Source organism: Streptomyces ficellus (assembly GCF_030406405.1).
GTDB classification, from domain to species: domain Bacteria; phylum Actinomycetota; class Actinomycetes; order Streptomycetales; family Streptomycetaceae; genus Streptomyces; species Streptomyces ficellus_B.
Genome location: NZ_JAUEPL010000002.1, coordinates 267347 through 293454 on the forward strand (window position 1 = coordinate 267347; position 26108 = coordinate 293454).

Consider the following 26108-nt stretch of genomic DNA (forward strand, 5'->3'; position numbering starts at 1 on the left):
TATACACACACTCGAAACCGGCTCTCCTGTGGAGTTCCTCCTTGGCCCGGGGCCGTGCCGTAGGCCAGGATCAGCGCCATGGACCTGCTGAACACGCTGGTGGAGAAGGGGCTTCGGCGCGAGCTGCCGACCCGCGAAGAAGCGCTCGCCGTGCTGGCGACCTCCGACGACGAGCTGCTGGATGTGGTGGCCGCGGCCGGGAAGGTCCGCCGTCAGTGGTTCGGGCGGCGGGTGAAGCTCAACTACCTGGTCAACCTCAAGTCCGGGCTCTGCCCGGAGGACTGCTCGTACTGCTCGCAGCGGCTCGGTTCGAAGGCCGAGATCCTCAAGTACACCTGGCTGAAGCCGGAGGAGGCCTCGAAGGCGGCCGCCGCGGGTGTCGCGGGCGGCGCCAAGCGGGTCTGCCTGGTGGCCAGCGGCCGGGGGCCGACGGACCGGGACGTCGACCGTGTCTCGAAGACCATCGAGGCGATCAAGGAGGAGAACGAGGGCGTCGAGGTGTGCGCGTGCCTCGGGCTGCTCTCGGACGGCCAGGCGGAGCGGCTGCGGTCGGCGGGCGCCGACGCGTACAACCACAACCTCAATACGTCCGAGGGGACATACGGGGACATCACCACCACCCACACCTACGCGGACCGCGTCGACACCGTGCAGAAGGCGCACGCGGCGGGCCTGTCCGCCTGCTCCGGGCTGATCGCGGGCATGGGCGAGAGCGACGAGGACCTGGTCGACGTCGTCTTCGCGCTGCGCGAGCTGGACCCGGACTCGGTGCCGGTGAACTTCCTGATCCCGTTCGAGGGCACGCCGCTGGCCAAGGAGTGGAACCTGACGCCGCAGCGCGCGCTGCGCATCCTGGCCATGGTGCGGTTCGTCTGCCCCGACGTGGAGGTCCGGCTCGCGGGCGGCCGCGAGGTGCACCTGCGCACGCTCCAGCCGCTCGCGCTGCACCTCGCCAACTCGATCTTCCTGGGCGACTACCTCACCAGTGAGGGCCAGGCCGGCAAGGCCGACCTGGACATGATCGCGGACGCCGGGTTCGAGGTGGAGGGTACGGACACGACGACGCTGCCCGAGCACCGGGCGGAGGGCGGCTGTGGTTCGGGCTCCCTGTGCTCGTCGGACGAGGCGCCGGAGGTGCCCGCCGCCCGTACCGACCTGGTGGCGGTACGCCGCCGGGGCGCCGGCACCGACCTCGCGCCCAATGCCTGAGCCGCTCCCGCCGGCCGAGCTGATCGCCCTGGACCGGGCGCACGTCTGGCATCCGTACGGCCCCATGCCCGGCCGTACCGATCCGCTGGTCGTGGAGTCCGCCTCCGGGGTACGGCTGCGGCTCGCCGAACCGGCGCACGGGCAGGACGAACTGGTCGACGGCATGTCGTCCTGGTGGTCCGCCATCCACGGCTACAACCACCCGGTGCTCAACGAGGCGGCGCGCGGGCAGCTGGACCGGATGAGCCATGTGATGTTCGGCGGGCTCACCCACGAGCCCGCCGTGCGGCTGGCGACCCGGCTGGTGGAGATCACGCCGGAGCCGCTGCGGCATGTGTTCCTGTGCGACTCGGGCTCGGTGTCGGTCGAGGTCGCGGTGAAGATGTGCCTCCAGCACTGGCGCTCGCTCGGGCGCCCGGCGAAGCGGCGGCTGCTGACCTGGCGGGGTGGCTACCACGGCGACACCTGGCAGCCGATGTCGGTGTGCGACCCCGAGGGCGGCATGCACGAGCTGTGGTCCGGGGTGCTGCCGCGGCAGGTCTTCGCGGGTCCGCCGCCGGTCGCATACGAGGAGTCGTACGCCGATGAGCTGCGCGAGCTGATCGGGCGGCACGCGGACGAGGTGGCCGCCGTGATCGTGGAGCCGGTGGTGCAGGGCGCGGGCGGGATGCGGTTCCACGACCCGGCGTATCTGCGGGTGCTGCGGGAGGCGTGCGACGCGCACGACGTGCTGCTGGTGTTCGACGAGATCGCTACCGGTTTCGGGCGCACGGGCACCCTCTTCGCGGCGGAGCACGCGCGCGTGGCGCCCGATGTCATGTGCGTGGGCAAGGCGCTGACCGGCGGCTACCTGTCGCTGGCGGCGACCCTGTGCACCGCGCGCGTGGCAGAGGGCATCTCGCGGGGCGAGGTACCGGTGCTGGCGCACGGGCCGACGTTCATGGGCAACCCGCTGGCGACGGCCGTGGCCTGTGCCTCGATCGACCTGCTGCTGGGCCAGGACTGGGCGCGGGAGGTCAAGCGGATCGAGACGGGGCTGCTGGACGGGCTGGCTCCGGCGGCCGAGCTGCCGGGGGTGCGTGAGGTGCGCGCGCTCGGTGCCATCGGCGTCGTACAGCTCGACCATCCGGTGGACATGGCGGCCGCGACGGCGGCGGCGGTGCGCGAGGGCGTGTGGCTGCGGCCGTTCCGCGACCTGGTGTACGTGATGCCGCCGTACGTCACGGGCGACGAGGACCTGGCACGGATCTGCCGCGCGGTGTGCGCGGCGGCGCGGGAGGGCTGAGATGACGGTACTGGTGGTCAGTGGCACCGGGACGGAGATCGGCAAGACCGTGGTCACGGCGGCCGTGGCGGCGGTGGCGCGGGCGGCGGGGCGGTCGGTGGCCGTGCTGAAACCCGCGCAGACCGGGGTGGGGCCGGGCGAGCGGGGTGACGCCGACGAGGTCGTACGGCTCGCCGGGGACGGCGTCACGCCCGTCGAACTGGCGCGGTTCCCCGAGCCGCTGGCCCCGGCGACGGCCGCGCGGCGGGCGGGAATGGCGCCGGTCGGGCCGGGCGAGGTGGCCGAGGCCGCCCGGAAGCTGGCCGATGAGCACGACCTGGTCCTGGTGGAGGGCGCGGGCGGGCTGCTGGTGCGGTACGACGAGGAGGGCCGCACGCTCGCGGACGCCGCTCGGCTGCTGGGCGCGCCGGTGCTGGTGGTGGCCCCCGCCGGGCTCGGCACGCTCAACATGGCCACGCTCACCGGTGAGGCATTGCGGGCGCGCGGGCTGACCCAGCTCGGGGTGGTCGTCGGGAGTTGGCCGGAGGCGCCGGGGCTGGCGGAACGGTGCAATGTGACCGACCTGCCGGAGGTGGCCGGGGCGCCACTGCTGGGTGCGGTGCCGGCCGGCGCCGGGGCGCTGGCCGTGGCGGACTTCCGTGCGCGGGCGGCCGGGTGGCTGGCCCCGGAGCTCGGCGGCCACTGGGATGCGGCGGTGTTCGCCGCGGCCGTAGGCTCCTGACCATGCGTGCTTCTGTCAACGAGATCGTGTTCGACTGCGCCGACCCGGCGGCGCTGGTCCGGTTCTGGGCCGCGCTGCTGGGCGGCGAGCCGGTGGACCGGAGCCCGGACTGGTCGTACGTCGACCCTCCCGGCTTCCCGCGGGTCGCCTTCCAGCGCGTACCGGAGGGCAAGGCGGTGAAGAACCGGCTCCATCTGGACCTGGAGGCGGGCGACGTGGACGCCGCCGCGACCTGGGCGGTAGGGCTCGGGGCGGTACGGGCCGGCGGCATCGTGACGGACGACCACGGCTACTTCCAGGTGCTGCGCGACCCGGAGGGCAACGAGTTCTGCTTCGTGGGCGGCTGACGGGGGGAAACTGACGGTGTCCACACCTGCCCCTCTCGCAAGGAGGCCCGCGATGCGGGACACCGTCCACCACCGGGACACCGTCCACCACCCCGTCTTCGCCCGCTTCTACGCACGGGTCAGTGTGGCCGCGGACACCAAGGGCGGGATCGCCGCGCACCGCGGGGAGCTGCTGAGCGGCCTGTCGGGGCGGGTCATCGAGATCGGCGCGGGCAACGGCCTGAACTTCGCGCACTACCCGGGCACGGTGTCGGAGGTCGTCGCCATCGAACCGGAGCGCCGGCTGCGGCAGCTGGCGGTCGGCGCGGCGCTGCGCGCGGAGGTGCCGGTGGACGTGGTGCCGGGGGTGGCGGAGGCGCTGCCGGTCAAGAGCGAGGGGTTCGACGCGGCGGTCGCGTCGCTGGTGCTGTGTACGGTACGGGACGTTCCGCGGGCGCTGGCGGAGTTGCGGCGGGTGCTGCGGCCGGGCGGTGAGCTGCGGTTCTTCGAGCACGGGGTGGCCGAGGGGCGGGCGATGGCCCGGATGCAGCGGGCGCTGGACCGCACGGTGTGGCCGGTGCTGTTCGGCGGCTGCCACACGGCGCGGGACGCCCTGGCAGCGATCGAGGCTGCGGGGTTCGAGATCGTCACGTACCGCAGACTGCGCGTACCGGAGAAGGGCGTGCGGCTGCCCACCTCGCCCTGCGTCCTGGGCGTGGCGCGCCGCCCGGGGTAGGACCTGCGCCGTGCCGGGACCGATCGGTTACGACTCGCTCCAGCGGCGCAGCTCGGCGGCGATGGCGCGGACGTCCGCCTGGCCGGCCTTGACCAGCCGGGCCAGGTCCCGGACCTGCTCGGGCGAGGTGACGACCTTCAGCCCGGAGGCGACGAGGTAGCCGTACGCGACGGCGGAGGCGTACATGGCGTTGGAGTGTTCCAGCGCCGGGACGTGCAGCAGGAGTTGGAGCAGTGCGGCCGCGCGCGAGTGCGGGTCGCGGTAGACGGGTACGCCGAAGATCTCCGCGTCGTGCCGGCTCACGGCGGCGACGAGTGCGCCCCAGTCGGTGACGTGGGGGTCGCCCGGCGTCTTGTGCTCGGCGATCATGAGGAGCCAGGCGAGGTCGATCGAGAGGTTCATACGGGCAGGGTGTCCGCCGTCAGCGCTTGCCGGGCGTACGGTCCCGGTCGCCGAACTCCTCCGCGAAGAGGGACTCGTACTGCTTCATGAAATCGGCCGCGGCCTCCACGAAGGTGCGTCCCGCCTCGCCCGCGTCCTGCTGGACGAGCTCCTCGATGTACCGGTTGACGCTCACGCCCCGCTGCTGCGCCCGGCGGCGGGCGGCTTCGGCGGTGGTCTCGTCGACGCGTACGTTCAGCTGGGTCTTGGCCACACGCTCACGCTAGCGCGTTCCCGCTAGCACCGGCAAGAGCATCCGGGCGCGAGCCCATGGCGGAGTGAGTTGTCACGCACGAGTGATCGCTTTGCTGCTCCTTTACGATGGGTGGACCAGTCAGGACCATTCACCCTCGATCGAAAGGTGTGAGCGTCCGCCCATGGGCGAGCCTCCCAGTAGCCGACATCGCGCATCCGACCCCTCCGTACCGGACCATGGGACGGGGGTGAACCGATGACCGAAGTGCTTCTGCTCCTCGTGGCGCTGCTGCTCTCCCTCGCGTGCGGCGCGTTCGTCGCGGCCGAGTTCTCCCTCACGACCGTTGAGCGCGGCGAGCTCGAACGGGCCGTCGAGCGGGGGGAGCGAGGAGCGCCGGGCGCCCTGAAGGCCGTACGCTCCCTCACCTTCCAGCTCTCCGGCGCGCAGCTCGGCATCACGGTCACCAACCTGATCGTCGGCATGCTCTCCGAGCCGTCCATCGCCAAACTCATCCGCGGGCCGCTGCGGGACATCGGTCTGTCGTCGTCGGTGGCCTCCTCGGCCGCCCTGGTCATCGGTACGGTGCTGTCCACGATCGTGCTGATGGTCGTCGGTGAGCTGGTCCCCAAGAACTGGGCCATCTCCTCGCCGCTGGCCGTCGCCAAGGTGGTGGCGACCCCGCAGCGGCTCTTCACCGCCGCGTTCAGGCCGCTGATCAGCCACCTCAACAACACCGCCAACCGGATCGTGCACCGGCTCGGCATGGAGCCGGCCGAGGAGCTGGCCTCCGCGCGCAGCCCGCAGGAGCTGATCGCACTCGCCCGCCACTCCGCCCGCGAGGGCGCGCTGGAGGCCGACACCGCGGAGCTGTTCGTACGGACTTTGAACCTGGCCGAGCTGACCGCGGAGAACGTGATGACCCCGCGCGTGCAGGTCACCGCCCTGGAGGCGCAGGCCACCGCCGAGGACGTCGCCAACGCCACCCGCGCCACCGGCCTGTCGCGCTTCCCGGTCTACCGGGGCGGCCTGGACTCGGTCATCGGCGTCGCGCACATCAAGGACGTCCTGAGGATTCCCGCCGAGCGCAGGCACCGCACGCCGGTCCTGGAGATCCTCCGCGAGCCGCTGCTCGTACCGGAGACGCTGACCGTCGACCGGCTGCTGGACCAGTTGTCCGGCAAGACGACGATGGCGGTCGTCATCGACGAGTACGGCGGTACGGCCGGTGTCGTGACCCTGGAGGACATCGTCGAGGAGGTCGTCGGCGAGGTACGCGACGAACACGACCCGCACGAGACGCCGGACCTGGCGCGTGCGGGCGAGGACGCCGACGGCAGGCCCCTGTGGTCGGCGGACGGTGCCGCCCGTACCGACCAGTTGGAGACGGTCGGGCTGCGCGTGCCGGACGGCCCGTACGAGACCCTGGCCGGGCTCATCGCGACCGAGCTGGGCCGGATCCCGACCGTCGGCGACAGCGTCGAGCTGGCCGGCTGGCGGCTGGACGTCGTGGACGCCTCCGGCCGGCGCGCGGCGCGCGTGCTGCTGCACGCGCCGGCGCAGGACGCGCGGGAGCATCCGCACCCGCCCTTCTCCGGGGCGGGATGGCCCGATACGCCGGAGGCCGGCTCGGGGGAGAGCGGGGCTCGCGGCTCGGGGGCCGGGGATGCGGGGGCTCGGGGGCGCCGGGCGCCTGACGCCCGGGCCGGCGGGCCGCAGGCCCATCGCCGGACGGCGCACGATTCCGGGGAGGCGGGACGATGATCGCGATCCAGCTGCTGATCGGCTTTCTGACGCTGGTCGTCAACGCCTTCTTCGTCGGCGCGGAGTTCGCCATGATCTCCGTACGCCGCAGTCAGGTCGAGCCCGAGGCCGAGGCCGGGAACCGGCGGGCGCGCAGCGTCATCTGGGGCCTGGAGCACGTCTCGGCGCTGCTCGCGGCGGCGCAGCTCGGCATCACGCTGTCCACCCTGGTGCTCGGTGTCGTCGCCGAGCCCGCCATCGCGCACCTGCTGGAGCCGGTGTTCGACACGATCGGCGTGCCGCACGGCCTGGTGCACCCGATCTCCTTCGTGATCGCGCTCAGCCTGGCGACGTACCTGCACATGCTGCTCGGCGAGATGGTGCCGAAGAACATCGCCCTGGCCGAGCCGACGCGCGCGGCACTGCTGCTCGGCCCGCCGCTGGTGACGGTGGCCCGGACGCTGCGGCCGGTGATCTTCACCATCAACGCGTTCGCCAACGCGCTGCTGAGGCTGCTGCGCGTGGACACCAAGGACCAGGTCTCCGCCACCTTCTCGGACGACGAGCTGGCGCGGATGGTGAAGGACGCTGGCGACGCGGGTCTCCTTGACGACCGTGCGGCCGAGCGGCTGCACGACGCGCTGGAGCTGGGGCGCCGTCCGGTGCGCGATGTGGTGATGCCGGTGGAGCGGGTGGTGTACGCCCGGGTCGGCACCACGCCCGAGGAACTGGAGGCGCTGGCCGCCGACTCCGGGTTCTCGCGCTTCCCGGTGGTCGACTCCACCCGGCGCATCCTCGGCTACCTGCACGTCAAGGACGCGCTGGACGTGACGCCGCGCGACCTGCCGTTCCCGGTGTCGGCGATGCGGCCGATCGCCCGGGTGCGGGCGGCCACCCCGCTGGACGACGTCCTGACGGCGATGCGGCGCAGCCGTACGCACCTCGCGGCCGTCCTGGACGAGGACGGCAAGCTGGCCGGCCTGGTCACCATGGAGGACGTGCTGCGGGAGCTGGTGGGCCGGCCGGCCTGAGGCCCTTCTCCCGGCCGCCGGTCGTCGGCGCCGTACCGCCCGTACCGCCCGTACGCCCGGGGTCGGGAGACCGGTTCGGCGGCGCGGGAGACGTACGGCAGGTACGCGATACGATCCCTCCGCCATGGAGATGAATGCCACTTACAACAGTTTCGTCGCGGTGGGCGACAGCTTCACCGAGGGGATGTCGGACCTGCTGCCCGACGGCTCCTACCGGGGCTGGGCCGACCTGCTGGCCGCCCGCCTCGCCGCCCGCTCCCCCGGTTTCCGGTACGCGAACCTCGCCGTACGCGGAAAGCTGATCGGCCAGATCGTCGAGGAGCAGGTGGACATCGCGGCGGCCATGAAGGCGGACGTGGTGACGCTGGTCGGCGGGCTCAACGACACGCTGCGCCCGAAGTGCGACCTGGGCAGGGTGCGCGGACTGCTGGAAGAGGCCGTGGAACGGCTGGCTCCGTCGTGCGGCCGGCTGGTGCTGATGCGCAGCCCAGGCCGCCGCGGGCCGGTCATGGAACGGTTCCGGCCACGCATGGAGCAGCTCTTCACCTACGTCGACGAACTGGCCGTCCGGCACGGAGCCCTGGTGGTCGACCTGTACGGGGCCGAGGTGCTGGGCGACCCGCGGCTGTGGGACCTGGACCGGCTGCACCTGACCGGGGAGGGGCACCGGCGGGTGGCCGAGGCGGTGTGGCAGACGCTGGGCCTGGAGGCGGAGGACGACTGGCGCGCCCCACTGCCCCCGGCCGTGCCCGGGCGCTGGCTGGCCCAGCGGGTGAGCGACGCCCGGTTCGCCCGCCTGCACCTGGGGCCGTGGATCGCGCGGCGGCTGACCGGCCGGTCCTCGGGCGATGGCCGGCCGGCCAAGCGACCGGAGCTGCTGCCGTACGAGACGCACGTCTCGTAGCAAGCGACAACCGGGGCCGTGGCGCTGGCCTGCACAAACCGACAGTAGAATCTGGTCACGTGACTGCTCAGACTGCGAAGCCCCGCATCCCCAACGTTCTGGCCGGCCGCTACGCCTCCGCGGAGCTCGCCGTCCTCTGGTCTCCCGAGCAGAAGGTGAAGCTGGAGCGCCGGCTGTGGCTCGCCGTCCTGCGCGCCCAGAAGGACCTCGGCATCGAGGTGCCGGACGCGGCGCTCGCCGACTACGAGCGGGTGCTCGACCAGGTCGACCTGGCGTCGATCGCCGAGCGCGAGAAGGTGACGCGTCATGACGTGAAGGCGCGGATCGAGGAGTTCAACGCGCTCGCCGGCCACGAGCAGGTCCACAAGGGCATGACCTCCCGCGACCTCACCGAGAACGTCGAGCAGTTGCAGATCCGGCTCTCGCTGGAGCTGATGCGCGACCGTACGGTGGCGGTGCTGGCCCGGCTCGGGAAGCTGGCCGCCGAGCACGCCGAGCTGGTGATGGCGGGGCGCTCGCACAATGTGGCCGCGCAGGCCACGACGCTGGGCAAGCGCTTCGCGACCGCGGCCGACGAGCTGCTGGTGGCCTACGCGCGGGTGGAGGAGCTGCTCGGCCGCTACCCGCTGCGCGGGATCAAGGGTCCGGTCGGCACGGCCCAGGACATGCTGGACCTGCTGGGCGGGGACGCGGCGAAGCTCGCGGAGCTGGAGCAGCGGATCGCCGCTCACCTGGGCTTCGCCCACGCCTTCACCTCGGTGGGCCAGGTCTACCCGCGCTCGCTCGACTACGAGGTCGTGACCGCGCTGGTGCAGCTGGCGGCCGCGCCGTCGTCGCTGGCGAAGACGGTCCGGCTGATGGCCGGCCACGAGCTGGTCACCGAGGGGTTCAAGCCGGGCCAGGTCGGCTCGTCGGCGATGCCGCACAAGATGAACACCCGCTCCTGCGAGCGCGTCAACGGCCTGATGGTCATCCTGCGCGGCTACGCGTCGATGACCGGGGAGCTGGCGGGCGACCAGTGGAACGAGGGTGACGTGTCCTGCTCGGTGGTGCGCCGGGTGGCGCTGCCGGACGCGTTCTTCGCGCTCGACGGCCTGCTGGAGACGTTCCTGACCGTGCTGGACGAGTTCGGCGCCTTCCCGGCGGTCATCGCCCGGGAGCTGGACCGCTACCTTCCCTTCCTGGCCACGACGAAGGTCCTCATGGCGTCCGTACGCGCCGGGGTGGGCCGCGAGGTGGCGCACGAGGCCATCAAGGAGAACGCCGTCGCGTCGGCGCTGGCCATGCGGGAGCGGGGCGCCGAGCGCAACGAGCTGCTGGACAAGCTCGCCGCCGACGAGCGCATCCCCCTGGACCGGGCCCAGCTGGACGCGGCGATGGCGGACAAGCTGGCGTTCACGGGTGCGGCCGCCGACCAGGTCGGCGTGGTGATCTCCCGGATCGAGGAGATCGCCAAGCAGCACCCGCGGGCAGCCGGTTACACGCCCGGTGCGATCCTCTGATCTTGGGGCACACGACCCGTATGACCCCTGAGGAACTCCAAGCCGCTCGCGACCGCGTCGTCCCGGATGTGATCGCAGGCGGCTTGTCCGTGCTGTTCTGCGGCATCAACCCGGGCCTGATGTCGGCGGCGACGGGCCACCACTTCGCCCGGCCCGGCAACCGCTTCTGGCCCGTGCTGCACCGCTCCGGCTTCACCCCGCGCCAGTTGCGGCCCTCCGAGCAGGACGAGCTCCTGTCGTACGGGCTGGGCATCACCAACGTGGTGGCGCGGGCGAGCGCGCGGGCGGACGAGCTCAGCGACGAGGAGCTGCGCGAGGGCGGCCGGCTGCTGGCCCTCAAGGTGGAACGGCTGCGGCCGCGCTGGCTGGCGGTGGCGGGTGTCACCGCGTACCGCGCGGCCTTCCACGACCCCAAGGCCCGGATAGGCCCGCAGGACCGTGTGATCGGCGACACCCGGATCTGGGCCCTGCCCAACCCCAGCGGGCTGAACGCCCATTGGACGGTGCAGACGATGGCGGAGGAGTTCGCCCGGCTGCGCGAGGCGGCGCAGGAGGAACCCTAGGGCGGGTCTATCTCCGTGACGGCGGCGACCAGCTGGAAGGGCAGCTCTTTGTCCCACTGCGAGACGCCCAGGGCTATCCAGTGCCCGTCCACCCGCCAGAGGTGGACGTCGGGGACGGACTGGCTCAGCGCGCCCCACGGGGCGGGTATCTCCTCACCCGCCATGCCCCGGTCGAACACCGACCACAGGCTGAAGACCTGCGGTTCACCCCAGCGGGCCGACAGGAGCGTCGCCAGCGCGTCGCGCTCCGCCTCGTACTGGTCCTCCATGATGTGGTGCCGCGTGCCGTCGTCGTCCCAGAAGTCCTCGCTCGTGGAGAGTTCCGCGATGTGGTAGCCCGGACCGCTGTCGCCCACATCGGATCTGCCGCGCTCGCCGGGGAAGGGACGCGAGCGCAGCAGGTCGATGGTCGCCAGATGCCGTGCGGTGGTCATGGCTCCAGTAAAGCCCGCACCACTGACAATTGGCGTTCCGTCAGGAGAGCGCGGCTCGTGACGCGGCCCGGCGCCCGACCAGGAACCAGCCCGTCGGCGGCGTGGCCCGGGCTGCGGAGCGGCACTCTCGCCGGCTGGTGACGAAGCGGCGGGGCGGGGGTCTGGCGGTCGCCGGTGGTCCAGCCGTTGAGTACCATCCGGCAGACACACGCTCGCGACCTGGGAGGACACACCGTGGGGCGGCTGACCGGCGGGGATCCCTCGCTGTTGCGGCGGATCAATTCCGCGGTGGTACTCCATGCCCTGCGGGGCGCCGACGCGCGCACCCTCACGGACCTGACCCGGATCACGGGGCTGTCGCGGCCCACTGTCGAGGGCGTGATCGAGGGGCTCATCGGCACGGGTCTGGTGGTCGAGGCGGCGCCCGAGGAGGGTGAGGCGCGGCGGCAGGGGCGGCCCGCGCGGCGGTTCCGGTTCCGGGCGGAGGCCGGGCATCTGCTGGGCATCGAGATCGGGCCGCGCCGGGTGGCCGCGCTGATGTCGGGGCTCGACGGGCGGATCATCGGCGCCGGTTCGCGGGAGGTGTCGGAGACGGCGTCGGCGGACGAGCGGCTGGAGCGGGTACGGGCGGTCGTCGCCGACGTGCTGCGGCGGACCGGTGTGGCGCGCGGCAGCCTGCGGGCGGTCGGCGTCGGCACGCCCGGCATCGTGGAGGCGGACGGCACGATCCGGCTCGGTACGGCGTTGCCCGGCTGGACCGGGCTGGCGCTGGGCGAGCGGCTGCGGCGGTCGTTCCGGTGCCCGGTGCTGGTCGAGAACGACGCGAACGCGGCGGCCGTGGCCGAGCAGTGGAAGGGTGCCGCGACCGACTCGGACGACATCGTCTTCGTACTGGCCGGGCTGAGTCCGGGCGCCGGGTCGCTGATCGGGGGGCGGCTGCACCGGGGGTTCGGCGGGGCGGCCGGGGAGATCGGCGCGCTGCACCTGCTGGGGCAGGGCGCGACGCCGGAGACGCTGCTGTCGACCACGGACGAGCCGCTGACCCCGCTGGACGAGCAGGCGGTGGCGGAGGTGTTCGCGCTGGCGCGGGAGGGGGACGCGCGGGCCCGGGCGGCGGTGGACCGGTTCCTTCAGCGCCTTGTGCACGATGTGGCGGCGCTGGTGCTGGCGCTCGATCCGGAGCTGGTGGTGGTCGGTGGCTGGGCGGCCGGCCTGGACGGCGTACTGCAGCCGCTGCGGGACGAGCTGGAGCGGTTCTGTCTGCGGCCGCCGCGGGTGGCGCTGTCGCTGCTGGGCGAGGCCGCCGTGGCGACGGGCGCGCTGCGGCTGGCGCTCGACCATGTGGAGGAGCAGTTGTTCGCGGTCGAGACCACGGTGACGGCCCGCCGCTGAGCGACGGGCCGTGGCACGGTCGTGAGGGTCAGGACGCGATTTGGAGGTCCCCCGCGCCACCGAAGGTGAGCCGGCAGGTGTCGGCGCGGTAGGTGGCGACGCAGACCGCCGCTGTACGGCCGCCGGAGAAGTAGCGGGTGGTGACGACGAGGACCGGGGCGCCGGGCAGCCGGTCGAGCTCCTTGGCGTCGTCCGCGCGGGCGGAGCCCAGCTCCACGGCGCGGTCCTGGCCCTCCAGGGTGAGCCGTCGCAACTCCCGCAGCACCGCGCGGGCGCGGGCCGCGCCGGAGGGGGCGTCGATGGCGGTGAGGTCCGGCACGGAGCCCGCGGGGACGTACAGCTGCTCGGCGGCGACGGCCTGGCCGTTCGTCACCCGCAGGCGGCGCAGGGTGTGCACCGGCTCGGCGGCTTCCGTGTCGACATCGAGGAGGCGCGCCACGGCGGCGGGCGGCGCGGCGGCCGTGCAGTCGACGGACTCCCAGGTGTCCTCGCCGGCGCCGGGCCACTGGGCTTGCGTGGTGGAGACGTCCACGCCCATACGGGGCGGGGCGACGGTGGTGCCGACGCCGCGCCGGCGCTGCAACCGGCCTTCCAGTTCCAGCTGTTCGAGCGCCTGCCGGAGCGTGGCGCGGGCGACGCCGAAACGGGCGGCCAGTTCACGCTCGTTGGGCAGGATCTCCCCCACGGAGAAATCCGTGTCGAGTGCTTCGCCGATCACGGTCTTGAGGTGCCAGTACTTGGGCTCCGGCACCGATTCCAGCTGCGTGGTCCCCACCCTGATCCTCCGCAATCGCCGGGATTCCGGCGGCTTTCCGTGCCTTGTTTATTAAAGGTTCCTGCACTATCCCTGCGACCATAAGGCGGCTCACCCCCTTGGTCAAGACCAATGCCCGGGTGCGGGCGCGGTACGGACACGGGGTGTGGGGATTTCTCAGCCACACCCCTCGTCGTGTCCAGCAGGTCACGCCTCTTGAACTCCCGGCCGCCGCACGGCGATGGTGACGGACAGCACCTCCACGACGGTGCCAGGACAGGGAGCGTGCCCGGGCAGGGCGACCGGTCGGTGGCCGCGTGCGTCCTCGCCTCGTCCGTGGAGTGTTCACGCGCGGTTCCCGTGCCCGCCTCCACCGCCCGCTAGGCATGCCACGACACCTCGTACCGCCCTCGTACAGCCACTGGAGGCGCACCCATGTCCCACCACCCGAGTCCGTCGCCCGGCCGCCGTACGGTGCTGCGCGCGTCGGCGGCACTGTCGCTCGGCGCGGCCGGAGGCCTGACGGCGGCCACCGCCCCCGCGCTGGCCCGTTCCGGTCGGCCGCGGGCCGCCTGGGGCGTGCAGGTGGGCGACGTCACCTCGTCGTCCGGGCTCGTGTGGGTACGGTCGGACCGGCCGGCCCGCATGATCGTGGAGACGGCGGCCACCGAGTCGTTCCGCAACGCCCGCCGCCGGCACGGTCCGCTGCTCGGCCCCGGTACGGACTTCACCGGGACGACCCCGCTGCGCGGTCTGCCGCCGGGCGAGCAGATCCACTACCGGGTCACGCTCGCCGATCCGGACGACCCGCGGCGTACCGCCGAACCGGTCCGGGGAACGTTTCGCACCGCGCCCGCCCGGCGCGGGGACGGGGTGCGGTTCCTGTGGTCCGGCGACATCGCGGGGCAGGGCTGGGGCATCAACCCGGACATCGGCGGTATGCGCGCGTACGAGGAGATGCGCCGCCTGGACCCGGACTTCTTCCTGTGCAGCGGTGACACGGTCTACGCCGACGGGGTGATCGAGCCGGCGGTGCCGCTGCCCGACGGGCGCGTCTGGCGCAATGTCACGACCCCGGAGAAGTCGAAGGTCGCCGAGACCCTCGACGAGTACCGGGGCAACTTCCGGTACAACCTCCTCGACCACAACGTCCGCGCCTTCAACGCACAGGTCCCCTCCGTCGTGCAGTGGGACGACCACGAGGTGCGCAACAACTGGTACCCGGGCCAGATCCTGGACGACCCGCGCTATACGGAGAAGGACGTCGACGTCCTCGCGGCCCGCGCGCTCCAGGCCTTCGGCGAGTACGTCCCGGTGTCGACGCTCCGCGAGGGCCGCATGCACCGGGTGGTGCGCTACGGGCCGCTGCTGGACGTGTTCGTCCTCGACATGCGCACCTACCGCAACGCCAACTCGCCCGGCAGGCAGACCGATGACGCCACCGGCATCCTGGGCGCCGAGCAACTCGCCTGGCTGAAGCGGGAGCTGTCCCGCTCCCGCGCGGTATGGAAGGTGCTCGCCGCCGACATGCCGCTGGGGCTGGTCGTGCCGGACGGGGCGACGAACTTCGAGGCGGTGGCGCAGGGCGACCCGGGGGCCCCGCTCGGCCGTGAGCTCCAGATCGCCGAGCTCCTGCGGTTCATCAAGCACCGCCGGATCACCGGCACCCTGTGGCTCACCGCGGACGTGCACTACACATCGGCCCAGCACTACGCGCCGGAGCGGGCGGCGTTCAAGGACTTCGCACCGTTCTGGGAGTTCGTCTCGGGGCCGCTGGCCGCGGGGGGCTTCCCGGCGAACGCCCTCGACGCCACCTTCGGCCCGCGGCGGGTCTTCGTCCGTGCGCCGGAGCGCGGGAACGTTTCGCCGATGGAGTGGCCGCAGCACTTCGGCGAGGTCGACATCGACGGCGGCAGCGGGGAGTTGACCGTACGGCTGCGCGCGGACGACGGGGCGACGCTGTTCACCCGTACGCTCCAGCCGGGCCGCGTCGGCCAGGAGTGATACGGGCCAGCAGTAAAACTAGACAAATCAAGAACTAAACGACCAGATGCTCGCTTAACCCATCAGTCACAAAGCGTTCGTGATCACGCAACACCGCTGGGTCACAGTGATGCCATGACTGATGTGACTTCGCCGAAGAGCGCCCGCCGTCATCACCACTGGCGGCGGGATCTCGTCGAGCTGGCCGCCCTGTTCACCGCCGTGGCCGTGGCGGACGCGATCGCGAACACCATCGCGCACGGTCCTGACGGCCCGTACCTCCTCGCCGTGTCGGCGGTCGTCCTGATCGCCACGGCCGCGTTCCACACCTGGTGGGCACGCCGCCACAGCCATGCGCCACCGGCCGGTGATACCGGCGGGACACCCGCCGCGCGGCCCGCCCCGGCCGCCACCGTCACGGCACGCAGGAGCGAGACGGCCACCGCGCTATGGCGGATGCGGACCACCGTGCGCGACGAGCCGGGCAGCCTCGCCGCCCTGTGCACCGCGCTCGCCCACCTCCACGTCGACATCCTCACCCTCCAGACGCATCCACTGGCCGAGGGCACCGTCGACGAGTTCCTGCTGCGGGCACCGGCCTCCCTCCAGGCGGCGGAGCTGACCCGGGAGGTCTCCGGGGCGGGCGGCAGCGGTACGTGGATCGAGCGCGCCGACACCCACGACCTGGTGGACACCCCGACCCGGGTGCTGGGCCTCGCCACCCGTACCGCCCTGGATGCCGCCGAACTTCCCTTGGCCCTGCGCCAGTTGCTCGGCCGGTGCACCATCCACTCGCTTCCGGCCGTCTCGCTGACCGGGCGCCCCACCGGCGAGACCGCGCCGGTGGAAGGCGCCCTGGAGGAGGGCGAGACGGTGATGCGGCTGCGCGACCCGAACGGCGGCACCCTCACCATCGAGCGCCCGTACCTGCCCTTCACGCCCACCGAGTTCGCCCGGGCCCGCGCCCTCGTGGAGCTCGACGCCCGCCTCGGGCCCCGTATCCCCCGCAGCCAGGACGTGCTGACGCTCCCCGAGGGCAACGAGATCACCGTCCGCCGCGCCGACCAGGGCGACCTGGAAGCCGCCCGGGCCATGCACGACCGCTGCTCGGACCGGACCCTCGGGCTGCGCTACCACGGCCCGGTCGCCGACGCCGACCGCTATCTGAACCATCTGCTCAGCCCCCGCTTCGGCCGCACCCTCGCCGTCGAGACGGCGGCCGGCCGGCTCGTCGCCCTCGGCCACCTGCTGTGGGACGGCGACGAGACGGAGGTCGCCCTGCTCGTCGAGGACGACTGGCAGCGCCGGGGCATCGGCTCCGAACTGCTCGGCCGGCTGGTGGCGCTCGCGGTGGAAGCCGGCTGCGAGAGCGTGTACGCCGTGACCCAGTCGTCCAACACGGGCATGGTCGCCGCGATGCGGGGTCTGCACCTGCCCCTCGACTACCAGATCGAGGAAGGCACCCTGGTGATCACCGCCCGGCTGAGTGGCGCTCCCGCACGCCGTTCCCGGCAGCACGCCGACCGGGCCGGGCGCTGAGCGCCTCCGTCAGGTCGCGCCACAGGTCCTCGACGTCCTCCAGACCGACCGACATGCGCAGCAGCCGGTCGCTGACGCCCGCCGAGCGCCGGTCTCCCTCGTCCACGATGCGGTGGCTGATGGAGGCCGGGTGCTGGATCAGGGTGTCGACGCTGCCGAGGCTGACCGCCGGCGTGATCAGCCGTACCGCGGCGATCACGTCGTGCGGGTCTCCGTACACCTCGAAGGCGACCATGGCCCCGCCGATCTCCGGGTAGTGGACCCGGGCGATCCGCGGGTCGACCGAGAGCCGGCGGGCCAGCTCGGCGGCGGAGGTGGAGGCGGCCCGCATCCGTACCGGCAGGGTGGACAGCCCTCGCAGCAGCAGGTAGCCGGCGAGCGGGTGCAGGACGCCGCCGGTGGCGAACCGGACCTGGCGCAGCTTCCCGGCGAACTCCTCGTCGCACGCCACCACGCCCGCGAGGACGTCCCCGTGCCCGCCCAGGTACTTGGTGGCGCTGTGCAGCACGATCTGCGCGCCGTGCTCCACGGGCCGCTGGAGGACGGGCGTGGCGAAGGTGGAGTCGACCAGCAGCGGGACCGAGCCGCAGGCGTGGGCGACGGCTCTGATGTCGACCTCGGCGAGCGTCGGGTTGGCGGGCGTCTCGACCATCACCAGACCGGTGTCGGGCCGGATCGCGTCCCCGATGCCCGCCGCATCGGTCCAGGTCACCTCCGTACCGAGCAGCCCGGCCGTGAGCAGGTGGTCGCTGCATCCGTACAGCGGGCGGACCGCCACCACGTGGCGCAGGCCCATGCTCGCGCGGACCAGCAGGACGGCGGTCAGGGCGGCCATGCCGCTGGCGAACGCGACGGCGCTCTGGGTGCCCTCCAGCCGGGCGAGCGCGGTCTCGAACCGGGCGGTGGTCGGGTTGTCCAGGCGCGCGTAGATGGGCGGGCCCTCCGGCTGGGCGCCGGTGGTGGCGAACTCGTCGATCCGCGCGGCCTCGGCTCTCGCGTCGTACGACGGGTACGTGGTGGAGAGATCGAGCGGCACGGCGTGCAGGCCCAGGGCGGCGAGGTCCTCGCGCCCGGCGTGCACGGCTTCGGTGGCCAGCGCCCTCGGGGTGGCGGGCGTGATCGCGGCGTCGTACATGGCATCCATGGCGGCACTGTGAACACATCCCGGGCGGTTGGCCGAAAACGCCGTGTTACGTTCGGCGAATGAACGGTTCCGTCGTACTGGACACGGTCGATCTGCACATTCTTCGCGTTCTGCAGAACGACGCCCGGACCACGTACCGCGACCTGGCCGCCGAGGTCGGAGTCGCCCCCTCCACCTGTCTGGACCGGGTGGCGCGGCTGCGCCGCACCGGCATCATCCTGGGGAACCGGCTGCGCATCGATCCGGCCAAACTCGGCCGCGGCCTGGAGGCGCTGCTCCTGGTGCAGGTGCGGCCGCACCGCCGGGAGCTGATCGGCCCGTTCGTGGAGCGCATCCGTGCCCTGCCGGAGTCGAGGGCTCTGTTCCACTTGACCGGCCCCGACGACTATCTGGTGCATGTGGCGGTGTCGGACCCCGCCGACCTGCAACGACTCGTGCTGGACGAGTTCACCTCGCAGCGGGAGGTGGCCCGGGTGGAGACCCGGCTGATCTTCCAGCAGTGGGAGTGCGGCCCGCTGCTGCCCCCAACGGCACCCGCTCATATGTCGGTCGAGTGACCCGGATGAGGGTGACGGCGAGGCCCGCGCATACCAGGATGGCCCTATGCCAGAGACCCACAGAACACGCGCGCTGCCCCGCCAGGTCGCCGACGCGTATGTCGACGCGCTCATCGAACTCGACCCCATCACCGGCACCTACCTGGGCGTCAAGGAGAGCGCCGGACTCCTCCCGGACTTCTCGCCCGCCGGTCAGGAAGAGCTCGCCGTGCTGGCCCGCGACACGCTCGCGCGGCTCGACGAGGCGGAGCGCCGGCCCGGCGCGGACAGTGACGCCGAGCGGCGCTGCGGGCGGCTGCTGCGGGAGCGCCTCACCGCCGAACTGGCCGTCCACGAGGCGGGGGAAGGGCTGTGCACGGTCGGCAACCTGCGCTCGCCGGCGCACAGCGTGCGGATCGTCTTCACCGTGATGCCCACCGAGACGGAGGAGGACTGGGCGGCGGTCGCGGAGCGGCTGCGGGCCGTGCCGGCCGCGCTGGACGGCTACCGCGAGTCGCTCGCGCTGGGCCTGGAGCGGGGGCTGCGGGGCGGTCCGCGCGCGACGGCCACGTTCATCGGGCAGCTCACCGACTGGACGGGCAACGACGGGGCGCGGCGCGGCTGGTTCGGGGACTTCGTGGCGGCGGCGCCCGGGGCGATGCGCCGCGAGCTGGACACGGCGGCGGGTGGCGCCACGCGGGCGCTGGCCGAGCTGCGCGACTGGATGCGTGACGTGTACGCCCCGGCCGTGAAGGACGCGCCCGACACGGTGGGCCGTGAGCGGTACGCCCGCTGGTCGCACTACTTCAACGGCGCCGACTTCGACCTGGACGAGGCGTACGCGTACGGCTGGGACGAGTACCACCGGCTGCTCGCCGAGATGCGGGCCGAGGCGGACAAGATCCTGCCGGGCGCCGGTCCGTGGGAGGCGCTCGCGCACCTCGACGCGCACGGGACCCACATCGAGGGCGTCGAGGAGGTCCGGGTCTGGCTCCAGGGCCTGATGGACGAGGCGATCGAGGCGCTGGACGGCACGCACTTCGAACTCGCCGAGCGGGTACGGAGGGTGGAGTCGCGGATCGCTCCTCCGGGCGGCGCCGCCGCGCCGTACTACACCGGCCCCTCCGAGGACTTCTCACGGCCCGGCCGCACCTGGCTGCCGGTCGACGGACAGACCCGCTTCCCCGTGTACGACCTGGTGTCCACGTGGTACCACGAGGGCGTACCCGGTCATCACCTCCAGCTCGCGCAGTGGGCGCACGTCGCGGACCGGCTGTCCCGATACCAGGCGACGATCGGCCTGGTGAGCGCCAACGCGGAGGGCTGGGCGCTGTACGCGGAGCGGCTCATGGACGAGCTGGGGTTCCTGCCCGACCCGGAGCGGCGGCTGGGTTACCTGGACTGCCAGATGATGCGGGCCTGCCGGGTGATCGTGGACATCGGCATGCACCTGGAGCTCCAGATCCCGGCGGACTCGCCGTTCCACCCCGCTGAGCGGTGGACGCCGGAGCTGGCACAGGAGTTCTTCGGGCAGCACACCAGCAGGCCCCCGGCGTTCGTGGAGAGCGAGCTGACTCGCTATCTGTCGATGCCGGCCCAGGCCATCGGCTACAAGCTGGGCGAACGCGCCTGGCTGCTGGGCCGCGAGAACGCCCGCAAGGCGCACGGCGACGCGTTCGACGCCAAGCGGTGGCACATGGCGGCCCTCTCCCAGGGACCGCTGGGACTGGACGACCTGGTGGACGAGCTCTCCCGCCTCTGACGGCGCGACCGGCCCCCGGCGGGGGCGGGGCGGCTTCCTGCGGGGGCGGGGCGGCTTCCCGCGGGGGCGGGGGAAGCGCTCGCCCGCCGGGGGCGGGGACTGCCCGCGCTGCCCGCGCCGCGCGGTCGCCGACATGCGGGCCACCGGGCCACCGGGCCACCGGGTGTCGAACACGTGACGCGCGAGAGGGCACCGGACCGCCCCTGACGGGTTACGGGCCGCCGGTCGTCAGGGTGATGGCGGCTACGAGCAGCGTCGCCGCGCATACCAGCGCGGCGACGCACAGGCAGAGCAGCCGTTGGCGGAGGGCTTCGTACCGGACGGTGTACTCCTGACGCAGTTCGGCGCAGCGTGCGGCGATCGCGCGGACCATCTGTGTGGAGACCTCAAGGCGCGCCTGGGCGTACAGCCGGGCCACCTCCTCGTACTGCGCCGTGGTCAGCCACGGCATGCGCTCGGCGAAGGCCTCGCCTTCCGCCCGTGCCTTGCTCAGTTCGCTCTGGTACAGCAGGTATCCCTCGATGCTGTTGATGCCGACGGCCACTTCCCCGCCGGATGGCGAATCAGCCGGCATCACGCCTCGCCGGTTCGATCACATCGCGCCGACCGCCGTTCTCCGTCTCCGTGAGGGCGGAGATGGCCGGGTGGTGGAGATCGAACGCCGGGGATTCGGAGCGGATCTGCGGCAGGGTGAGGAAGTTGTGACGGGGCGGCGGGCAGGAGGTCGCCCACTCCAGGGACCGTCCGTATCCCCAGGGGTCATCGACGTCGATCCGCTTTCCGATCTTCGCGGTCTTCCAGACGTTGTAGAGGAACGGCAGGGTCGACAGGCCCAGCAGGAACGAGCCGATCGAGGAGACCGTGTTGAGCGCGGTGAATCCGTCGGCGGCCAGGTAGTCGGAGTACCGGCGCGGCATTCCTTCCGCGCCCAGCCAGTGCTGGACGAGGAAGGTCATGTGGAAGCCGACGAACAGCGTCCAGAAATGGAGCTTTCCCAGGCGCTCGTCGAGCATCGTGCCGGTCATCTTCGGCCACCAGAAATGGAATCCGGCGAACATCGCGAAGACGATCGTGCCGAAGAGTACGTAGTGGAAGTGGGCGACGACGAAATACGTGTCGGTGACGTGCCAGTCCAACGGCGGGGACCCGAGAATGACACCGGTCAGGCCGCCGAAGAGGAACGTGACGAGGAATCCGACCGCCCACAGCATCGGGGTCTCAAAGGTGATGGACCCCTTCCACATCGTGCCGATCCAGTTGAAGAACTTCACCCCGGTCGGCACCGCGATCAGGAAGGTCATGAACGCGAAGAACGGCAGGAGGACCGCGCCGGTGGCGAACATATGGTGTGCCCACACCGTCACCGACAGCCCGGTGATCGCGATGGTGGCGCCCACCAGCCCGATGTAGCCGAACAGCGGCTTACGGGAGAAGACCGGGAAGATCTCGGTGACCACCCCGAAGAACGGCAGCGCCAGGATGTACACCTCGGGATGGCCGAAGAACCAGAACAGGTGCTGCCACAGCATCGCCCCGCCGTTGGTGGGATCGAAGACCTGCGAACCGAAGCGGCGGTCCGACTCCAGCACCAGCAGCGCGGCGGCGAGCACGGGGAAGGCCAGCAGCACCAGGACACTGGTCAGCAGCACGTTCCAGGTGAAGACCGGCATGCGGAACATCGTCATGCCGGGGGCGCGCATGCAGACGATCGTGGTCATGAAGTTCACCGCGCCGAGGATCGTGCCGAACCCGGACAGCGCCAGGCCCATGATCCACATGTCGGCGCCGACACTCGGTGACCGTTCCATCCGGCTGAGCGGCGTATAGGCGGTCCAGCCGAAGTCCGCCGTGCCGTTGGTCGTCAGGATGCCACCCACGACGATCAGCCCGCCGAAGAGGAACAGCCAGTACGACAGCATGTTCAGCCGGGGGAAAGCCACATCCGGGGAGCCGATCTGCAACGGCATGATGGCGTTCGCGAACCCGGCGAACGTAGGGGTGGCGAAGAGCAGCAGCATGATCGTGCCGTGCAGGGTGAAGGCCTGGTTGTACTGCTCGTTCGACACCAGCTGAAGACCGGGCCTGGCGAGCTCCGCGCGCAGCAGCAGGGCGAGAAGGCCACCGAAGAGGAAGAAACCGAACGACGTGATCAGATACAGGTGTCCGATCTTCTTGTGGTCCGTCGTGGTCAGCCAGTCGACGGCGATGCGCCCCCAGCCACGACCCCGGACGGGGACCAGCGTGGTGGGCTCGGTGGTAGTGGCCATTCGGATCCTTACAGCGTCCCTGAGGTGCGGCTGAACAGCTCAATGTCAGGAAACGCTATGGGGTCGGCCGACGATATGGCGCGCTCGACTGGCCCCTTTGGCGCAAGACATACGATCGGCCTACCTGTCACCGCCCCTCTCCAGGCGCCGCGCCGCGCGGGCCAGTAGGAGGGATATCGCGGACAGGACGATGAGAACCGTCCCGGCGGCGACGTCGAATACGTGCGCTCCGTCGAAAATCACCGTGTTCTGAAGCGCCAGCAGCCAGGGCGAGCCGATGAGCCAGGCACCCGCCGCCATGATCACCAGATCGGACGCCCTGCCCGGGTGCCACCGGAACCGGGCCAGTGCCACGAAGAAGACCACCATGCCCACGGCCAACTCATTGTGGTGGGCGTCCTTGGCGGTGTCGGGCCTGCCGACGACCCACGGAGCCACGAACAGCGCGACGGCCGTCAGCACCATCAAAAAGGAAATGATCTGATCGCGCTGGCCCTCCAGCAACGCGCGCCGGGCCGCGGGCTCCATGGAACGGTGTGCCACTGCCGTGGAATGTCGACCCATTGTTCTGCTCCCCACTCAGTCGCTCAGCGGTAGGCGGTCCGTGGTCCGTGGCCCGCGGTCCGCCGAGTACCCCTCCTGGCGCGACCAACCACGGCCACACCTGACGGGGATGCCGGCGGGTGGCGGCTGATGCGCTGGCGAGGGCGGCGATCGCGTGCGACGGTGGAAGTGCGGGGACGGAGCTCCCAACGTGCCGGACGTGTGGTCCTCATGCGGCTCACGCTCGCTCCCGCCGCGTCCGGCCTGCAGTCACCAGGTACGGAGGACGTCATGTCGTTGGCTGAGAAACTGCTCGATGCCTACCCGGCGGAGACCGGTCTGCCGCCCAAGCTCCTCTCTCAGGCGGCCGACAAGCTGTACGAGTGCGCCGGTGCCTGCCTGGCGTCCGCGGACGCGGCCGCCGCCGAGCAGGATCCCGAGAAGATCGCGATGTCGATGAAGTGTGTGCGGATCCAGAACGACTGCGCCGACCTGTGCACCGTCGCCGCCCGCGTCCTGATCCGTCAGACCGGTTATGACGCTCCGACGTCGATGGCGGTCATCGAGGCCACGCGCACCGTCCTGCGGGCGAGCAGGGAGGCCTGCGAGGAGCTGGGGGACGCGAAGTACTGTGCGCTGTCCGCGAAGGCATGCCGCGAGACGGAGAAGCTGCTCGACAAGGTGATGCAGCAGATGCGCTCCGGCGGCGCGGCCGGCGGCTACCCCGAGTCCCCTCCGAGCGCCACCACGCCGCCCGGGGCGACCATGAGCGGCAAGGGCACGAGGTCGTCCAAGCAGTCCAAGCAGCAGTCCAGGCAGCAGTCCAAGCAGTCCGGCGTCTCGCAGGAGCAGCTGGACCAGATGCACATGGACGAGCTGCGCGACCTCGCCCGCGAGCGTGGGATCACCAAAGTCAGTTCCATGCGCAAGCGCGAGCTGGTGGACGCGATCAGCGGCGGTCGCTGACGGAGCGCGGGCCGGCCCCGCGAGCGGACGGCGATCCGCCCCCACAGGCGGCGAGCCGGGGTATCTCCTTGGCCCCGTCCATCAGGCAGGTGGGCCGGATCCGTCCTCCCGTACCCTTCGGCGCCGCCGATCAGCCGCTGAACCCTCCCGTGCGGAGCCTCACCGCCGAGCCGCCGCGTTCCTTGACGACCTCCAGCTGGGTGGGGATGCGGCGGCGCAGGTCCCCGACGTGGCTGACGATGCCGACGCTGCGGTCGCGTTCGCGCAGCGAGTCGAGCACGTCCAGCACCTCGTCCAGGGTCTGGTCGTCGAGGCTGCCGAAGCCCTCGTCGATGAAGAGCGTGTCCAGCCGTACGCCGCCTGCCTCGTCCGTGACGACGTCGGCGAGGCCGAGCGCCAGCGCGAGCGAGGCGAAGAACGTCTCGCCGCCGGAGAGTGTGGCCGTATCGCGCTCGCTGCCCGTCCAGGCGTCGACGACGTGCAGGCCGAGCCCGGCACGCTTGGCGCCGGCGCGGGCGTCGGAGTGGACGAGCGTGTAGCGGCCGGACGACATGCGCTGGAGGCGGGCGGTGGCGGCGGCCGCCACCTGTTCGAGGCGGGCGGCCAGGACGTACGACTCCAGCCGCATCTTGCGCTCGTTCTCCGCGGAGGTGCCGGCGGTCAGCCCCGCCAGCCGGGCGACCCGGTCGTACTCCTCGCGCAGCGGCCCCAGGCGCCGCACCTCCGTCACCGCCTGCCGCGACAACCGGTCCAGCTCGGCGCACCGCTCGCGGTGGGCGGCCAGCGCGGAGTCCGCGTCGCGCAGCGCGCGCTCGGCGGCTTCGTGGGCGGCCAGGGCGGTCGCCGGGTCGGCGGGCGGGCGCTCGGCGGCGGCCCGCGTCTCCGGCTCGGCCAGCCGGTCCGCGACGGCGGCGGCCTCCGCCTGCCAGGCGTCCAGCCGCTGCTGGAGCTCGCGCTGCGCCGCGTCGTCCAACAGTGTGGCGGCCGCGGCGGCCGGTGTGTCGAAGCCCGCGCGGAAGGCGGCGTCGGCGAGCCGGTCGTCGGCCTCCTTGAGGCGGCGGGCGGTGTCCTCGACGGTACGTACGGCCTCGGCGGCCTCGCTGAGGCGGGCGATCCTGTGCTCCAGGAACGCGGCGTGCTCGGCGACGCCGCCCCGGACGTGGGCCAGCTCGGCGTCCACGACCGCCTGCTCGCGGTCGAGGGCCTCCCGCTGCGAGGTCCGCGCGGCGGCCCGGCGCTCGATCCGCTGGCGCACCTCGACCCGTCGCTGGTACTCCGCCTCGGCCCGCCCGAGCTCCTCCCGCGCGGCGTGCAGCCCCCCGGCCACTTCCCGCGCCCGGGCGTACTCCCGCTCCACCCGCTCGACGAGCGCGCCCAGTTCGGCGACGCTGGGCTGCTCGGGCCCCGCGTAGCCCTCCGCCCCCTCCCGTTCCCCGGACCCGGAGGGGCACCCCTCCTCGCCGTCGCCGTGGGGCGTGGCGGTGACCTCGCGGCGGGCGGCGGCCAATGCCTCGTGTGCGATGGCCAGTTCGCGTTCGGCGGCGGTGCGGGCATCGTCCGCGCGGGTGTGGGCTTCGTACGCCGCGTCCTCCGTCGTGCGGTCGACGTGGTCGGCGTCGGCGCGGGCGGGGGCGGGGTGGTCCGGGGAGCCGCAGACGGCACAGGGGTCGCCGGGGGCGAGCCCCGCCGCCAGCTCGGCCGCGATGCCGCGCAGGCGGCGTTCCCGCAGGTCGAGCCAGGTCTCATGAGCGGCGTTGGCGTGCTCGCGCGCGGCCGTGAGGCGGGACTCGGCGGCCGTGACCTCCCGTACGAGCGCGTCGCGGCGGCGCGCGGCGGCCAGGCGGCGGCGGGCCGGTTCGAGGCGGCCCGCGAGGTGTTCGGCGCGGGTCGCGGCGTCCTGGGCGGCCTCCACCCGGTCCTGGAGGCCGCGCCGGGTGCTGTCCCAGTCGGCGAGCCATGCGGCCGCGTCCTGGAGGGTGTCCTCGTCGGCGCGGGCCTGCCGGTCCAGTTCGTCGCGCTCGCGGGCGATCTCGGCGCCGCGCCGCTCGGCCCGGCGGGCGGCGTCGAGCCCGCCGAGCTCCTGGCGCAGTCGCCCCGCCAGCGCGGCCAGTTGGCCGGCGCCCGCGTCGGCGAG

General features: G+C 72.4%; 25 protein-coding genes. 16 read left to right on the plus strand and 9 right to left on the minus strand.

Annotated elements, in window-relative coordinates:
• Positions 1-78: 78 nt before the first annotated feature.
• From bioB to QWM81_RS02645, 5 genes are read left to right on the plus strand one after another with little or no spacing between them, the layout of a single operon-like run.
• Positions 79-1209, plus strand: a complete 1131-nt coding sequence (gene bioB, locus QWM81_RS02625) for a biotin synthase BioB (protein WP_290109767.1) — start codon at positions 79-81, stop codon at positions 1207-1209.
• On the plus strand, positions 1202-2494 hold the full coding sequence (locus QWM81_RS02630; protein WP_290109768.1) for an adenosylmethionine--8-amino-7-oxononanoate transaminase: 1293 nt from the start codon (positions 1202-1204) through the stop codon (positions 2492-2494). Before bioB ends, QWM81_RS02630 begins: the two co-directional genes overlap by 8 nt.
• Before the next feature lies 1 nt (position 2495).
• On the plus strand, positions 2496-3215 hold the full coding sequence (gene bioD / locus QWM81_RS02635; RefSeq protein WP_290109769.1) for a dethiobiotin synthase: 720 nt from the start codon (positions 2496-2498) through the stop codon (positions 3213-3215).
• A gap of 2 nt (positions 3216-3217) precedes the next feature.
• Positions 3218-3562, plus strand: coding sequence for a VOC family protein (locus QWM81_RS02640; RefSeq protein ID WP_290109770.1), 345 nt, complete (start codon positions 3218-3220; stop codon positions 3560-3562).
• 52 nt (positions 3563-3614) lie between these two features.
• The gene (locus QWM81_RS02645) at positions 3615-4277 is read left to right on the plus strand and encodes a class I SAM-dependent methyltransferase (protein WP_290109771.1); all 663 of its coding nucleotides are present in this window, start codon (positions 3615-3617) and stop codon (positions 4275-4277) included.
• Positions 4278-4304: 27 nt separating this feature from the next.
• On the opposite strand, the gene QWM81_RS02650 is transcribed toward QWM81_RS02645, so the two are convergent.
• On the minus strand, positions 4305-4679 hold the full coding sequence (locus tag QWM81_RS02650; protein WP_290109772.1) for a fic family toxin-antitoxin system, toxin component: 375 nt from the start codon (positions 4677-4679) through the stop codon (positions 4305-4307).
• 19 nt (positions 4680-4698) lie between these two features.
• Entirely contained in the window at positions 4699-4932 is a 234-nt protein-coding gene (locus QWM81_RS02655) for a toxin-antitoxin system HicB family antitoxin (RefSeq protein ID WP_290109773.1), read from the minus strand.
• Positions 4933-5169: 237 nt separating this feature from the next.
• Between QWM81_RS02655 and QWM81_RS02660 the strand changes: the two genes are divergently transcribed.
• The 5 genes from QWM81_RS02660 to mug all read left to right on the plus strand — a co-directional run bounded on the left by QWM81_RS02660 (position 5170) and on the right by mug (position 10654).
• The gene (locus QWM81_RS02660) at positions 5170-6675 is read left to right on the plus strand and encodes a hemolysin family protein (RefSeq protein WP_290109775.1); all 1506 of its coding nucleotides are present in this window, start codon (positions 5170-5172) and stop codon (positions 6673-6675) included.
• A complete protein-coding gene (locus QWM81_RS02665) occupies positions 6672-7685 on the plus strand; it encodes a hemolysin family protein (protein ID WP_290109776.1) in 1014 nt (337 codons plus the stop codon). Before QWM81_RS02660 ends, QWM81_RS02665 begins: the two co-directional genes overlap by 4 nt.
• Before the next feature lie 124 nt (positions 7686-7809).
• A complete protein-coding gene (locus QWM81_RS02670; protein ID WP_290109777.1) occupies positions 7810-8589 on the plus strand; it encodes an SGNH/GDSL hydrolase family protein in 780 nt (259 codons plus the stop codon).
• 59 nt (positions 8590-8648) lie between these two features.
• Positions 8649-10091 carry an adenylosuccinate lyase gene (gene purB / locus QWM81_RS02675; RefSeq protein WP_290109778.1) on the plus strand — a complete coding sequence of 481 codons (1443 nt, stop codon included), beginning with the start codon at positions 8649-8651 and terminating at the stop codon, positions 10089-10091.
• Positions 10092-10111: 20 nt separating this feature from the next.
• Positions 10112-10654, plus strand: a complete 543-nt coding sequence (gene mug, locus QWM81_RS02680) for a G/U mismatch-specific DNA glycosylase (protein WP_290109779.1) — start codon at positions 10112-10114, stop codon at positions 10652-10654.
• On the opposite strand, the gene QWM81_RS02685 is transcribed toward mug, so the two are convergent.
• A complete protein-coding gene (locus QWM81_RS02685) occupies positions 10651-11088 on the minus strand; it encodes a hypothetical protein (RefSeq protein WP_290109780.1) in 438 nt (145 codons plus the stop codon). The two genes, mug and QWM81_RS02685, sit on opposite strands and share 4 nt — an antisense overlap.
• A gap of 234 nt (positions 11089-11322) precedes the next feature.
• On the opposite strand from QWM81_RS02685, the gene QWM81_RS02690 reads away from it, so the two are divergent.
• Positions 11323-12480 (plus strand): ROK family transcriptional regulator, encoded by a 1158-nt coding sequence (locus tag QWM81_RS02690; RefSeq protein ID WP_290109781.1) that lies wholly within the window; start codon positions 11323-11325, stop codon positions 12478-12480.
• Positions 12481-12508: 28 nt separating this feature from the next.
• Here QWM81_RS02690 and QWM81_RS02695 read toward each other — a convergent pair whose 3' ends face one another.
• The gene (locus tag QWM81_RS02695) at positions 12509-13255 is read right to left on the minus strand and encodes a GntR family transcriptional regulator (RefSeq protein WP_290109782.1); all 747 of its coding nucleotides are present in this window, start codon (positions 13253-13255) and stop codon (positions 12509-12511) included.
• A 414-nt stretch (positions 13256-13669) separates the two neighbouring features.
• Between QWM81_RS02695 and QWM81_RS02700 the strand changes: the two genes are divergently transcribed.
• Both QWM81_RS02700 and QWM81_RS02705 read left to right on the plus strand, forming a co-directional pair.
• The gene (locus tag QWM81_RS02700; protein WP_290109783.1) at positions 13670-15238 is read left to right on the plus strand and encodes an alkaline phosphatase D family protein; all 1569 of its coding nucleotides are present in this window, start codon (positions 13670-13672) and stop codon (positions 15236-15238) included.
• Positions 15239-15352: 114 nt separating this feature from the next.
• Positions 15353-16756 carry a GNAT family N-acetyltransferase gene (locus QWM81_RS02705; protein ID WP_290109784.1) on the plus strand — a complete coding sequence of 468 codons (1404 nt, stop codon included), beginning with the start codon at positions 15353-15355 and terminating at the stop codon, positions 16754-16756.
• Here QWM81_RS02705 and QWM81_RS02710 read toward each other — a convergent pair.
• A complete protein-coding gene (locus tag QWM81_RS02710) occupies positions 16689-17900 on the minus strand; it encodes a trans-sulfuration enzyme family protein (protein WP_290109785.1) in 1212 nt (403 codons plus the stop codon). The two genes, QWM81_RS02705 and QWM81_RS02710, sit on opposite strands and share 68 nt — an antisense overlap.
• Before the next feature lie 59 nt (positions 17901-17959).
• Here QWM81_RS02710 and QWM81_RS02715 point away from each other — a divergent pair, with 59 nt between their 5' ends.
• Together QWM81_RS02715 and QWM81_RS02720 are read left to right on the plus strand one after the other, a co-directional pair.
• Complete coding sequence (locus QWM81_RS02715) at positions 17960-18457, plus strand: Lrp/AsnC family transcriptional regulator (protein WP_290109786.1); 498 nt, start codon at positions 17960-17962, stop codon at positions 18455-18457.
• A gap of 46 nt (positions 18458-18503) precedes the next feature.
• A complete protein-coding gene (locus QWM81_RS02720) occupies positions 18504-20198 on the plus strand; it encodes a DUF885 domain-containing protein (RefSeq protein ID WP_290109787.1) in 1695 nt (564 codons plus the stop codon).
• Between the two features lie 211 nt (positions 20199-20409).
• Here the strand turns inward: QWM81_RS02720 and QWM81_RS02725 are convergent, their stop codons facing one another.
• From QWM81_RS02725 to QWM81_RS02735, 3 genes are all read right to left on the minus strand, one after another.
• Positions 20410-20742 (minus strand): hypothetical protein, encoded by a 333-nt coding sequence (locus QWM81_RS02725; protein WP_290109788.1) that lies wholly within the window; start codon positions 20740-20742, stop codon positions 20410-20412.
• A gap of 19 nt (positions 20743-20761) precedes the next feature.
• Positions 20762-22465 (minus strand): aa3-type cytochrome oxidase subunit I, encoded by a 1704-nt coding sequence (ctaD, locus tag QWM81_RS02730; RefSeq protein ID WP_290109789.1) that lies wholly within the window; start codon positions 22463-22465, stop codon positions 20762-20764.
• 120 nt (positions 22466-22585) lie between these two features.
• On the minus strand, positions 22586-23008 hold the full coding sequence (locus QWM81_RS02735; RefSeq protein ID WP_290109790.1) for an SPW repeat domain-containing protein: 423 nt from the start codon (positions 23006-23008) through the stop codon (positions 22586-22588).
• A 291-nt stretch (positions 23009-23299) separates the two neighbouring features.
• On the opposite strand from QWM81_RS02735, the gene QWM81_RS02740 reads away from it, so the two are divergent.
• A complete protein-coding gene (locus QWM81_RS02740) occupies positions 23300-23974 on the plus strand; it encodes a four-helix bundle copper-binding protein (RefSeq protein ID WP_290109791.1) in 675 nt (224 codons plus the stop codon).
• A 130-nt stretch (positions 23975-24104) separates the two neighbouring features.
• On the opposite strand, the gene QWM81_RS02745 is transcribed toward QWM81_RS02740, so the two are convergent.
• Positions 24105-26108, minus strand: a 2004-nt coding sequence (locus QWM81_RS02745; RefSeq protein WP_290109792.1) for an SbcC/MukB-like Walker B domain-containing protein, incomplete at its 5' end; no start/stop codon positions are given.